We start from the raw sequence: 12,581 nt of genomic DNA, 5'->3' as shown, positions 1-12,581 counted from the left end.
TCTAGGGTGTTACTTTCCCGCCCTGGCGGGAACGGACCATAGTCTTCCCTCCGAGGAAACGGAAGTAGGCCAAACCCGCGCCGAGCAGGATCAGGACTGTGACCAGCTGAATCCCCAGCGGGCTGCCGGTGGCTACCGCAACCGCGGCCTTGACTTCAGACTTCACCATGACGGGTGGCTCGCTGGGGGTGGCGATCACCGCAGGGGCCGTCGACGGCGCAGGTGTCGGCGAAGGTGAGGGCGTCGGTGTTGCCGACGCTTCGGCTGTGGCCTCTTCCACTGGCGCGGGGTTGGCCGCGGGCGGTGCGAGCGCCGGTGCCAGCGCTGGCGGCGCGGTTACTCCGGGAACCGGCGCGGGATTTGCCGCGGTGGGCACGGTTACGGGGGCAGGAGCGGGAGCGGGAGCGGGCGCCGCGGGTACGGGAGCGGGAGCGGGCGCGGGAGCGGGAGCCGGCGCGGGAGCCGGTGCCGGTGCGGGCGTCGGCTCGGGAGCGGGGTCAGCAGGCTGCTCCGGGGCAGGGACGGGTTCAGGGGCAGGATCGGGAGCCGGAGCAGGAGGCGGCTCGGCCGGCGCTACTACTGGTGGGACCGGAAGACCCAGATCATCAGCGTGGGCTGGAACGGCCGTTCCCGCGACGGAGAGGGCCAGGAGCAGTGCTCCCAGCCCGACACGTGCTGACTTCAGTTTTTGGCTGCGCGACGTCATCGACAGGCCCTCCCCCAGGTGCGAGATTGAATCAAGTTTGTGCGGTCGTGGCCATCACTAACGTCGTTGTCGGCAAAACCCCAGCGGTGCACGGTCCCCCCAGTCTACTTGACGGTGAGACAAGCTGTTCACCTCAGTGCCACCGGGCCATGATATAGGGCAGCCCGGGCCGTGACCATAGCGCCACGCGGACCGGGATAAGCTGGATCAATGCTCCCTTTCAGCCGTCTGGTTTCCGCGCGCCTGTCCTTGACTGTGGCGGCCGCCGCAGCCGGCCTGGCGTTGACCTCGTGTTCCCCGGTGGTCGACGTCACGCCCGCCAAGGATGCCGCGAACGCGGCATGCGCGCCGATGATGCTGGCCCTGCCGGACGCAATCGGCGATGCCAAGCTGCGGAAGACCAACGCACAGGCCACTGCGGCTTGGGGCGATCCGTCCCAAGTGATTCTGCGCTGCGGCGTCAACGTTCCCGGACCCACGACGGACCGCTGTGTCAGCGTCAACGACGTCGACTGGGTCATCAAGGAAGGCGACCCCGTGTGGACGCTGACCACTTTCGGCCGCGAACCGGCCACGGAGATCCTGATGGATCCGGACAAGATCAGTTCGGCCACCGTGCTGGCGGACCTCTCCGCCGCCGCGCTGAAGATTCCGGCAACCCGGAAATGTGTGGGTCAAGAGGATCTGCAGAACCTCCCCACCAGCAAGTAGGCCCGGGCAGGCGCGTCCGCGCCCGCCCGGTTCTAGCGCAGCGCGGTTCTAGCGCAGGCCGGTCTTGCGGTGCAGGGCCAGGTGGATCAGCTCGTCAATCAGGTCGGCGTAGCCCAGTCCTGAGGCCTTCCACATCTGCGGGTACATGCTCTTGGGCGTAAACCCGGGCATGGTGTTGATCTCGTTGATGATCAGTTCGCCATCAGGGGTGTAGAAGAAGTCAACCCGACTCAGTCCCTCGCCTCCGACGGCGTCAAAGGCGACCGCGGCCAGTTCCCGGACACGGGTGATCGCTTCTTCGGGGAGGTCGGCCGGGCAGCTGAGGGCTGCGGCGTCGTCCACATATTTGGCGTTGAAGTCATAGAATTCATGGCCGCCGCCCGCGACGGAGATCTCGCCCGGCATAGACGTCCGGGGAGCATCGGTCCCCCGGCCCTCCAGCACGGCACATTCGATCTCGCGGCCCGTGATGCCGGCTTCGATGACCAGCTTGGGGTCGTGCTCGCGGGCGATCTCTATGGCGGCGTCGAGGCCCTCGAGGGAGTCCACCTTGGAGATTCCCATGGAAGACCCTGCCCGGGCCGGCTTGACGAATACCGGGAAGCCGAGCTGGTCCACGCGCTTGCGGACGGTCTCGGGATCGTTGCGCCACTGCCGGTCAGTCACGGCGATGTAGGGTCCCACGTGGAGCCCGGCCGATTCAAAGACCACCTTCATGAAGTGCTTGTCCATGCCGACGGCGGACGCGAGCACGCCCGCGCCCACGTAGCGGGTGTCGGACAGTTCCAGGAGGCCCTGGATGGTGCCGTCTTCGCCGAAGGGCCCGTGCAGCAGCGGGAAGACGACGTCGACGCCGCCGAGCTCCTGCGGGACGGTGTTCGGGGCTGCGACGATCAGCTGGTGCTCGCCGCCGATCTCGGCCAGGGTGACGGTCTGCGCCGAGGGGGCCACCTCGGGCAGCGACGAGGCGGAGAGCGACCACTCGTCGGTTCCGCCGGACGCCAAAACCCACTGGCCGGTCTTGGCGATCCCGATCGGGATGACGTCGTATTTGTCCTTGTCGATGGCTCCCAGGACGCCGGCGGCTGTCACGCAGCTGACGGCGTGCTCGCTGGAGCGGCCGCCAAACAGCACCGCCACGCGGGGTTTGGACTGGACCGGACGGTCTTCTGTGGTCATGTTCCCTGACACTCTCAGTGGTCGCCTTCGGCTTTCAGGTCCCGGGACAGCAGCAGCGGACCCAGTTCATCGACGGACAGTTTTCCGGCAAGGACCGCCACGACGGCGGCCGTGATCGGCATGTCGACGCCGAGCTTTCCGGCGAGTTCGTTGACAGCCTGACTGGACTTGATGCCTTCAGCCGTCTGCTTCATTTCGGCGGTGACCTGGTCAAGGGTCAGCCCCTTGCCGAGCAGCCTGCCGGCCGTGTGGTTTCGGGACAGCGGGGAGGAACAGGTCGCCACGAGATCGCCCAGGCCTGCGAGCCCCGCCATGGTTCGGGCTTCGCCGCCAAGGGCGAGTGTCAGCCGTGAGGTTTCGGCCAAGCCGCGCGTGATGACGGAGGCTTTGGTGTTGTCCCCCATCTTCTTTCCTTCGCAGATTCCCACGGCCAGGGCGATCACGTTCTTGACGATGCCGCCGATTTCGACGCCGATCACGTCGGTTGTGGTGTAGGGGCGGAAGTAGGGGGCAGTGCAGCTGCGGGCGATCCAGCCTGCCGTGATCGGGTCCGTGCAGGCCACCACCGAGGCTGTTGGCTCCTCCCGCGCGATCTCCATGGCCAGGTTGGGGCCGGAAACCACGGCGACCCGGTCGGCAGGCAGGTCCAGCTCGGCGCTGATGACCTCGCTCATGCGGGCATCGGTGTGCAGCTCGAGGCCCTTCATGAGGGACACCACGACGGCGCCGGGCGCAAGATGTTCTTTCCAGGCCTGCAGTTGCGGCCGCAGGGTTTGCGCCGGCACGGCCAGGATGACCAGTTCCGCCCCCGAGAGCACCTCGGAAACGTCCTTCGATGCAGTGATGCTGGACGGCAGCGTGATGCCGTTCAGGTACTGCTCATTGCGGTGCAGGGTGTTGATCTGGTCCACGATTTCGGGGCGCCGGCCCCAGAGGCGGATGTTTCGTTCGACCCCGGAGGCCGTGGCGGCGTCAGCAACAACCTTGGCGAAGGTCGTACCCCAGGAGCCTGCCCCCAGAACGGCCACGTTGGTGGCGGATGCTGCTCGTTCAAAGTTAATCGTCATCCGGTGCTGTCCCCAATGTTCTCGTTCGATGCGCCACCCTCTTGGATGGCTTTACCTTCGGCGCCGCCCCGTTCGACGAAGCGGCCCTGTTTGGACTGGTTGTGCGCCGCTGGGTTCCACCGCTGCGCGGGCGGCTGTTCTCCACGCAGTCCTGCCAGGAGGCCGGTGATCGCGTCCATGATTGCATTCGTGGCTGCGTCGAGCGTCGCCTTGTCCAGCGGGTGGCCCTCAAAGACGCTCAGGTCCACGGGATCCCCGACCACCAGGCGGGAGGTCTTGCGGGGGAAAATGTAGAAACGTTTCGCATACCGCGGGAAGACCTCCTGGGCACCCCAGTGGGCGATGGGCACCACGGGAATGCCGCTCTCCAATGCCATCCGCGCGGCACCGGTGTGCCCTTTCATCGGCCAGAGTCCCGGGTCCCGGGTCAGGGTTCCCTCAGGGTAGATGATGATCGCCCCGCCTTCATTCACGATCTCTTTGGCGAGTTGCAGCGAACGGTTCGCCCCCGTCGTCGAACGCTCCACCGGGATCTGCTTGGTGGAGCGCAGGACAGCGCCAAGCACCGGCACCTTGAACAGGCCGGCCTTGGCGAGGAAATGCGGCATCCGTTTCTGGTTGTAGAGCATGTGCCCCACCACCAGCGGGTCGATTTCTGTGCAGTGGTTGGGCGCGGCGATGAAGCCGCCGGCGGGGAGCTTTTCGAGGCCTTCCCACTTTTTTCCCATGAGGAGGTTCATCACGGGCCGGATGATCCCGGCGACTGTCACGAATGTGACGTGGCTCTTGGCCGATTCCTTCACGGATCCCCCGCTACTTGGACGAGGTGATGTCGAAATCGGCGCCGAGGCCCGCGAGCTTCTCGGTAAAGCGCTCGTATCCGCGGTTGATGATGTCGATTCCCGTGACGCGGGACGTGCCGGTGGCGGCCAGGGCGGCAATGAGGTGGCTGAATCCGCCGCGCAGGTCCGGGACGTCGATGTCGGTGCCCTTGAGCTGCGCCGGACCGGAGATGACGGCGGAGTGCAGGAAGTTGCGCTGGCCGAAGCGGCACGGCACGCTGCCGAGGCACTCGCGGTGGACCTGGATATTGGCGCCCATGCGGATCAGTGCATCGGTAAAGCCGAACCGGTTCTCGTACACGGTCTCGTGGACAATCGAAACGCCCTCGGCCTGGGTCAGGGCGACGATGAGCGGCTGCTGCCAGTCCGTCATGAATCCGGGGTGCACGTCTGTTTCGAGGACCAGGGGGTTGAGCTTGCCGCCGCGGTGGTAGAAGCGGATGCCGTCGTCGCCGATGTCCATGCCGCCGCCGACCTTGCGGTACGTGTTCAGGAAGGTCATCATGTCGCGCTGGGTGGCGCCTTCGACAAAGATGTCTCCGCGGGTGACCAAGGCCGCGGAAGCCCAGGAGGCGGACTCGTTGCGGTCCGAGAGGGCGCGGTGGTTGTAGCCGCCGAGGTCCCGGACGCCTTCGATGCGGATGGTGCGGTCAGTTTGGACGCTGATGATGGCGCCCATCTTCTGCAGCACCGCGATGAGGTCCACAATTTCCGGCTCGGTGGCCGCCCCGGAGAGTTCGGTGATGCCTTCGGCGCGCGTGGCGCTCAGCAGGACCTGCTCGGTGGCGCCCACGGACGGGTAGGGCAGCGCAATCTTGGCGCCCTTGAGCCCGTTGGGCGCGGAGATGTGGATGCCGCCGGGGCGCTTTTCCACGACGGCGCCGAACTGGCGCAGGACATTGAGGTGGTAATCGATCGGACGGTCGCCGATCTTGCAGCCACCCAGGTCCGGGATGAAGGCCTCGCCGATGGCATGGATCAGCGGCCCGCACAGCAGGATCGGGATGCGCGAATCGCCGGCGTGGGCGTCGATGGCCGTGCTGGAGGCCGTCTTGGCGCCCTTCGGGTCAAGCGTCAGATCGCCGGTCACGGGATCCTTGTCCACCCTGACGCCGTGCAGCTGGAGCAGGCTCGTGACAACCTCGACGTCCTTAATTTCAGGCACGTTGCGCAACACCGATGGCTCATTGCCCAAAAGGGCGGCAACCATGGCCTTGGGGACAAGATTCTTGGCCCCGCGAACGGTGACGCGGCCAGTTAGCGGGACGCCTCCGCGGATTGTCAGAACACTACTCATATACCGGTTTCCTCACGACTACTCGCCCCCAAATCCTTACAAAGGCTCCAGCTAAGCATAGGAGCATCCGTTACCGATCTGAAATACGGAGCGGTTCCAGGGGCCCCGTGTTGGCCCTTTCGGCACGGATGCGGCGGCGCTTGCGGGCCTGCGGGCTTTGCGCAAGGAAAGTGGAGCACCGGCGGAGCCCAGACGTGCCTGATGGTTGGGCAGGTGCGCCACTGGGGGGCGCTGACCGGGTCCCGCCTGTCCGGCTCACGCAGCTACCGGCCCGCCCATGCGGAGTTGCGCCAGGGTGAGCATCCATGCACGCCCGCGCCATCGTTGCCGCACTTTGCGCGATCGAGGTCCACCCAAGGTTTTCCAATGTTGCCCTCCCTAGAGTCTGTCTTGCCAGGGGGGAATGTGCTGCTGGGAGGCGCAAATGGATCGTTGGATGACACACAGAGAGCACGGCAGGAACACTCGGCATGGAACCCCACCGGCCGGCAGGTTCTTGGAGTCTAGTAGAAATCCAGCTCCCGGGAGATGGGAAGTCACGCCGGGAGGCAGCCGTGCCGCGTTCCGGCTGCAGCTACGGCCCTCGATCCCCCGGATGGTGCGCGCAAATATCCGCCGCGTGTTCTTCGTTCTGGTCGAATCAGTCCTGACGATGGCCCTGCTGGCGCTGGCTCTGCATGTGCCCGCGGGCGCAACCGGCTCGCACCTTCACAGCGCTGGGCTGCCGGCAACGGCGGGGATTCCGGACAGCTCCGCGGACGTGACCGGTGCGCACATTCACAACGCGGCGCTGCCAGCTGCCGTCACGGAGGCGGCCCCGGCTGCCCTGCCACGGACCGGATGGACCGCTTCCGCCAGCGACGAGGAAAGCGTCCGTGTGAACGGCCAAGCCAGCAATGTGCTGGACGGAAGTGCCACCACGATGTGGCACAGCCGATGGTACCCGGCGCCGGCGGCGCCATTGCCGCACTCCATCACGATCGACACTAAAGCGACGCGGAGCATCGGAGGACTCCGCTATCTCCCGCGCTCTGTGGGCGTGAACGGACGGGTCGGCGGCTTCGAGATCCGGGTGAGCACCGACGGGACCACGTGGAGCGCACCGGTGGCTCGCGGAACGTTGCCGGACAGCGGCACGGAGAAGACGGTGAGCTTCATTGCGGTCAGCGCCCGCTATGTCCGGCTGATTGCGACCTCCGAGGCCGGCAACCGCGGCCCGTGGAGCAGCGCCGCCGAGATCAACCTGCTCGCTGGACAAACGGTCACCCCCTCCGGTGTGCTGCCCCGGACCGGCTGGACGGCTTCGGCTAGCGATGAAGAGGTCATCCGTACCAACGGCCGCGCCAGCAATGTGCTCGACGGCAGTGCTGCGACGATCTGGCACAGCAGGTGGTCGCCGGCGCCCGCGGCGCCTCTGCCGCACACCATCACGATCGACACCAAGGCGACGCGAAGCATCGGGGGTTTCCGCTACCTCCCGCGTGCCGACAGCCGGAACGGGTGGATCGGCAAATACACGATCGGAGTCAGCTCCGACAGCATCACCTGGCGCGCGGTAGCCAGTGGGACGTGGCCGGACACCATTGCGGAAAAGACGGTGACCTTCACCACGGTCAGCGCCCGCTACGTTCGGCTGACGGCAACCACCGAGGCCGGTAACCGCGGTCCGTGGAGCAGCGCCGCCGAGATCAACCTCCTTGGCCCGTCGCAAGGGTCCTGGGGTCCAACTATCAACTTCCCGCTCGTCCCGGTCGCGGCAGCAGTTTTGCCGGGCAACCGGCTGCTGACCTGGTCGGCCTATTCCGCTACCACTTACGGCGGCAGCAATGGCTACACACAAACCTCTATCCTGAACCTCTCCACCGGTGAGGTGAGCCCGGCCACGGTCGTCAACACCGGCCACGACATGTTCTGCCCCGGGGTCTCGATACTGGCGGATGGGAGGATCATGGTCAGCGGGGGTGCCAACAGCTCGAAGACCACGATTTACAACCCGGTGACCAACAAGTGGAGCTCTGGGCCGGACATGAAGATCGCCCGCGGCTATCAAAGCAACGTGACCACATCCACCGGTGAGGTGTTCACCATCGGCGGATCGTGGTCAGGCGGTATCGGCGGCAAAAACGGGGAAATATGGTCCGCGGCCGGTGGCTGGCGTACCTTGCCCAATGTGCCTGTTGACAGCATCCTGACGGCCGATCCCCGCGGCGGGTACCGTTCCGACAACCACGCCTGGTTGTTTGCCACTTCCGGTGGCCGGGTGTTCCAGGCAGGGCCGAGCCGCCAGATGAACTGGATCTCCACCACCGGTACGGGCAGCATAACGTCCGCTGGCCTGCGCTCGGACAGTCCGGACGCGATGAATGGTGACGCCGTGATGTACGACGTCGGAAAGATCCTGACCGTGGGCGGGGCAACCGCCTACGATAATGGCATAGCCACGGCGAGGGCCTACACAATCGACATCAACAAGACTGCCACGGTGTCCAGGACCGCGGACATGGCATTCAGCCGATCATTCGCGAGCGGGGTCGCACTCCCCGACGGCCAGGTGCTCGTGGTCGGCGGCCAGCCCAACCCCCGCGTGTTCACCGACACCGATGCCAGGATGTCTCCGGAAATCTGGAACCCGGCAACCGGAAAGTGGACCACGCTGGCCCCGATGGCCATCCCCCGGACCTACCACAGCGTCGCCACGCTTCTTCCTGACGGCCGGGTTTTCGTCGGCGGTGGCGGGCTGTGCACCAACTGCACCACCACCAATCATCTGGACGGCGAGATCTTTACCCCGCCGTATCTGCTCAACGCCGACGGCAGTGCCAGCACCAGGCCGAAAATTGTGACCGCACCCGCCACGGCCAAGGCCGGCAGCACGATTGCTGTGACCACGGGAGCGCCTGTCACCAAGTTTTCTCTGGTGCGGATGAGCACAGTAACCCACACCGTAAACACCGACCAGCGGAGGATCCCTGTCACAGCCACCGCGGTATCAGGCAACATCGCGTCGCTGCAGTTGCCAGCGGATCGCGGCGTGCTGGTGCCGGGCACTTATATGCTGTTCGCCTTGGACGGCCATGGGGTTCCCAGCGTCGCGGCCACGATCAACATCACTTGATGCCCCCGCGACCGGCGGCACGTCGTTCCTAGGCGCGTCACGGGGCCCCGGCCCCCGGCCCTCGGCCCAGGAGCCTCAGGTCGGGAGCCTCAGGTCTGGACCCTTACGACAACCGGGCGGGCAGCGTCTTGGGCTTGAAGGAAGGCCGGGTGGCCTCGTACGCGGTGATGTCGGGTTCGTGCTTCAGGGTCAGCCCGATGTCGTCCAGGCCCTCGAGGAGGCGCCACCGCGTGTAGTCATCAATCTCGAACGGCGCCACAATGTTGCCGCACTGCACGGTCTTGGACACGAGGTCCACCGTCACCTCGGTACCCGGGGCGTTTTCAAGTTCTTTCCAAATGAGCTCGATGTCATCCTGGGCGACTTCGGCGGCAAGCAGGCCCTGCTTGCCGGAGTTGCCGCGGAAGATGTCGGCAAAGCGGGAGGACAGGACCGTCTTGAAGCCGAAGTCCTTCAGCGCCCAGACGGCGTGCTCGCGGGAGGAGCCGGTGCCGAAGTCGGGACCGGCCACCAGAACGGATCCTGCATTGAACGGCGCCTGGTTCAGGATGAAGGACGGGTCCTTGCGCCACGCGGCGAAGAGCGCGTCCTCAAAGCCGGTGCGCGTGATGCGCTTGAGGTACACGGCGGGGATGATCTGGTCCGTGTCGACGTTGCTCTGGCGCAGCGGGACACCGATTCCGGTGTGAGTGGTGAACTTTTCCATGGCGGATCCTTCGGGACTGTGTGGATCGAGGCTGTGTGGAGCGAGGCTTCGGATCTGGGCGGGAAAGGCGGAGACTACGCGGCGCCGACTCGGACCGCCGCGGACTCCGGAGCAGGGTCCAGATCCGACGGCGAACTCAGGGTGCCTCGGACTGCCGTTGCCGCAGCGACCACGGGCGAGACGAGGTGGGTGCGGCCGCCCTTGCCCTGGCGCCCCTCGAAGTTGCGGTTGGATGTGGAGGCGCAGCGCTCCCCCACCTCCAGCTGGTCCGGGTTCATGCCCAGGCACATGGAGCAGCCGGCGAAGCGCCACTCGGCCCCGAAGTCCTTGAAGACCTTGTCCAGGCCCTCGGCTTCAGCCTCGAGCCGGACGCGGGCGGAGCCGGGCACCACCAGCATGCGCACGGCCGGGTCCTTGGTCCGGCCCCGGATGATGTCGGCGGCGGCCCGGAGGTCCTCCATCCGGGAGTTCGTGCAGGAGCCCAGGAACACCGTGTCCACCCGGATGTCCTTCATCGGGGTGCCGGCCTCGAGCCCCATGTACTGCAGGGCGCGTTCGGCGGCGGCCTTGGCGTTTTCATCGCCGAAGTCATCGGGCGAAGGCACCTTTGCGGACAGCGACACGCCCTGGCCCGGGTTGGTTCCCCACGTCACGAACGGTTCCAGGGTGTCGGCGTCGAGGTCCACCTCGACGTCGAACGCTGCGTCGTCGTCGGTGTGCAGCGTGTTCCAGTATTCGACGGCGGCATCCCAGTCGGCGCCCTCGGGCGCATGCGGGCGGCCGTGCATGTAGTCGTAAGTGGTCTGGTCCGGAGCCACCAGCCCGGCGCGGGCGCCGGCCTCGATGGACATGTTGCAGATGGTCATCCGGGCTTCCATGGACAGCGCACGGATGGCGGAGCCGCGGTATTCCAGCACGTAGCCCTGCCCGCCGCCGGTGCCGATCTTGGCGATGACGGCCAGGATGATGTCCTTGGCGCTCACGCCGGGGCGCAGCGTGCCCTCAACATTGATCGCCATGGTCTTGAACGGCTTCAGGGACAGCGTCTGGGTGGCCATGACGTGCTCCACCTCGGAGGTGCCGATGCCCATGGCGAGCGCTCCGAAGGCGCCGTGGGTTGAGGTGTGCGAGTCACCGCAGACCACGGTCATGCCGGGCTGTGTGAGGCCCAGCTGGGGGCCCACCACGTGCACGATTCCCTGTTCGGCGTCGCCGAGGGAGTGCAGGCGGACGCCAAACTCCTGGCAGTTGTTGCGCAGGGTCTGGATCTGGGTCCGGCTGGTGAGATCGGCAATTGGCTTGTCGATATCCAGCGTGGGAGTGTTGTGGTCCTCGGTGGCGATGGTGAGGTCCGGACGGCGCAGCTTGCGGCCGGCGAGCCGCAGACCTTCAAAGGCCTGCGGCGACGTCACCTCGTGCACCAGGTGGAGGTCAATGAAGAGGAGATCCGGCTGGGCGTTGGCTCCTTCGCCGTCCCCCTTGCGCACTACGTGCGCGTCCCAGACCTTCTCGGCCAGTGTCTTTGCCACGGCCTGCTCCCTTCACTGCGGTAAGTATTGTGCGTTCCGACGGACTATCTCCTCCACTGAACCAGCACAGCCAAGTAATACGCCAGCGCGTTGACTTGCATCTCAGATAATGAGACGTCAATATCATTACATGGACAATTCTAGTGGAGTCGGTGTCATCGATAAAGCGGCCCATGTGCTTGACGCACTTGAGGCCGGCCCCACCACCCTGGCGCAGCTCGTGGCGGCCACGGGACTGGCCCGGCCCACCGTGCACCGGCTGGCTCTCGCGCTGGTGCACCACAGGCTCGTGAGCCGCGATATCCAGGGCCGCTTCGTGCTCGGGAGCCGTCTGGTGGAACTGGCCTCCGCCGCCGGCGAGGACCGCCTCATCGCCTCCGCCGGCCCCGTGCTCATGCAGCTGCGCGACGCCACCGGCGAAAGCGCCCAGATCTTCCGCCGCCAGGGTGACTGGCGCGTCTGCGTGGCCTCCGCCGAACGCCCGATCGGGCTGCGCGACACCATCCCCGTCGGCACCCAGCTGTCCATGAAGGCCGGCTCCGCCGCCCAGGTGCTGCTGGCGTGGGAGGACCACGACCGCCTCCTGGAAGGCCTCCAGTCCGCCCGCTTCACCCCCACCGTCCTGGCCGGAGTACGACGCCGGGGCTGGGGCCAGAGCCTCGGCGAACGCGAGCCCGGTGTCGCCTCCGTTTCGGCCCCCGTCCGCGGGCCGTCCGGCCGCGTGATTGCCGCGGTGTCCATCTCCGGCCCGATCGAGCGCCTGACCCGCCAACCGGGGCGCCTGCACGCCGAAGTGGTCTGCAACGCCGGCCGTGTCCTGACGGAAGCGCTGCGCAAGACCAACGACTAAGTATGCTGTGCCCATGAACAGCTATGCGGTCTTCCTGCGGGGCATCAACGTGGGCGGCATCAATATCAAGATGGCCGATCTCAAGAACGCCCTGAAGTCCCGGCCATTTTCGGGTGTCGTGACCCTGTTGGCCAGCGGCAACGTCGTGCTGGCCAGCGAGCTGGATCCGGCCGGCGTCAAAAAGGAATTCGAGGCGTGCCTGCGGGAAACCTTCGGCTACGACGCCTGGGTGGTGGTGCTCACCGCGGGCCGTGTGGCAGCCCTGGTGGAGGCCTGCCCCTACCCGGCCGACGACGCGTCCACCCATACGTACCTGACGCTCGCCTCTGATGAAGAGGTCCTCTCGGAGCTGCTCGAGGCAGGCAGGGCCTTGGACGGGGCCGAGCTCACCCGGCTGGGCCCGGAAGCCCTGGCCTGGCTCGCCCCCGCCGGCGGCACTCTGGACAGCCCTTTCAGCAAGCTCTCCTCGAAGGCGAAGTACAAGGCTGCCACCACCACACGCAACCTCCGCACCATGATCAAGGTCCGCGACGCCGCGGCCGGGATTTAGGCAGGCCGCATCCGGCCGGACCCGCACGG

11 protein-coding genes are annotated in these 12,581 nt (G+C 66.4%); 4 read left to right on the top strand and 7 right to left on the bottom strand.

Annotated elements, in window-relative coordinates; genetic code table 11:
- Window position 1: 1 nt before the first annotated feature.
- Window positions 2-280, bottom strand: a complete 279-nt coding sequence (locus AC1D1A_RS01440; RefSeq protein ID WP_476946965.1) for a hypothetical protein — start codon at window positions 278-280, stop codon at window positions 2-4.
- Window positions 281-916: 636 nt separating this feature from the next.
- Here AC1D1A_RS01440 and AC1D1A_RS01435 point away from each other — a divergent pair.
- Entirely contained in the window at window positions 917-1,417 is a 501-nt protein-coding gene (locus tag AC1D1A_RS01435; RefSeq protein WP_476874370.1) for a DUF3515 family protein, read from the top strand.
- Window positions 1,418-1,465: 48 nt separating this feature from the next.
- Here the strand turns inward: AC1D1A_RS01435 and AC1D1A_RS01430 are convergent, their stop codons facing one another.
- The 4 genes from AC1D1A_RS01430 to murA are packed head-to-tail and all read right to left on the bottom strand — an operon-like array spanning window position 1,466 to window position 5,802.
- Window positions 1,466-2,596 carry a D-alanine--D-alanine ligase family protein gene (locus tag AC1D1A_RS01430; RefSeq protein ID WP_476946964.1) on the bottom strand — a complete coding sequence of 377 codons (1,131 nt, stop codon included), beginning with the start codon at window positions 2,594-2,596 and terminating at the stop codon, window positions 1,466-1,468.
- 14 nt (window positions 2,597-2,610) lie between these two features.
- On the bottom strand, window positions 2,611-3,663 hold the full coding sequence (locus AC1D1A_RS01425) for an NAD(P)H-dependent glycerol-3-phosphate dehydrogenase (protein ID WP_476946963.1): 1,053 nt from the start codon (window positions 3,661-3,663) through the stop codon (window positions 2,611-2,613).
- On the bottom strand, window positions 3,660-4,466 hold the full coding sequence (locus tag AC1D1A_RS01420) for a lysophospholipid acyltransferase family protein (RefSeq protein WP_476946962.1): 807 nt from the start codon (window positions 4,464-4,466) through the stop codon (window positions 3,660-3,662). The genes AC1D1A_RS01425 and AC1D1A_RS01420 overlap by 4 nt, the downstream gene beginning before the upstream one ends.
- A 10-nt stretch (window positions 4,467-4,476) precedes the next feature.
- Window positions 4,477-5,802, bottom strand: coding sequence for a UDP-N-acetylglucosamine 1-carboxyvinyltransferase (gene murA, locus AC1D1A_RS01415; protein WP_223916423.1), 1,326 nt, complete (start codon window positions 5,800-5,802; stop codon window positions 4,477-4,479).
- 595 nt (window positions 5,803-6,397) lie between these two features.
- Here murA and AC1D1A_RS01410 point away from each other — a divergent pair.
- Window positions 6,398-8,917, top strand: coding sequence for a discoidin domain-containing protein (locus tag AC1D1A_RS01410; protein WP_476946961.1), 2,520 nt, complete (start codon window positions 6,398-6,400; stop codon window positions 8,915-8,917).
- 103 nt (window positions 8,918-9,020) lie between these two features.
- On the opposite strand, the gene leuD is transcribed toward AC1D1A_RS01410, so the two are convergent.
- Together leuD and leuC are read right to left on the bottom strand one after the other, a co-directional pair.
- The gene (gene leuD, locus AC1D1A_RS01405) at window positions 9,021-9,623 is read right to left on the bottom strand and encodes a 3-isopropylmalate dehydratase small subunit (RefSeq protein WP_018773513.1); all 603 of its coding nucleotides are present in this window, start codon (window positions 9,621-9,623) and stop codon (window positions 9,021-9,023) included.
- Between the two features lie 74 nt (window positions 9,624-9,697).
- Entirely contained in the window at window positions 9,698-11,152 is a 1,455-nt protein-coding gene (leuC, locus tag AC1D1A_RS01400) for a 3-isopropylmalate dehydratase large subunit (protein WP_223916419.1), read from the bottom strand.
- A 130-nt stretch (window positions 11,153-11,282) separates the two neighbouring features.
- Here leuC and AC1D1A_RS01395 point away from each other — a divergent pair, with 130 nt between their 5' ends.
- Window positions 11,283-12,002, top strand: coding sequence for an IclR family transcriptional regulator (locus tag AC1D1A_RS01395; RefSeq protein WP_026266447.1), 720 nt, complete (start codon window positions 11,283-11,285; stop codon window positions 12,000-12,002).
- A 13-nt stretch (window positions 12,003-12,015) separates the two neighbouring features.
- Entirely contained in the window at window positions 12,016-12,552 is a 537-nt protein-coding gene (locus tag AC1D1A_RS01390) for a DUF1697 domain-containing protein (protein ID WP_230008516.1), read from the top strand.
- The last annotated feature ends 29 nt before the right edge of the window (window positions 12,553-12,581 follow it).

Source organism: Arthrobacter sp. P1_B9 (assembly GCF_056406495.1).
This window is presented reverse-complemented; position numbering and strand designations above follow the sequence as displayed.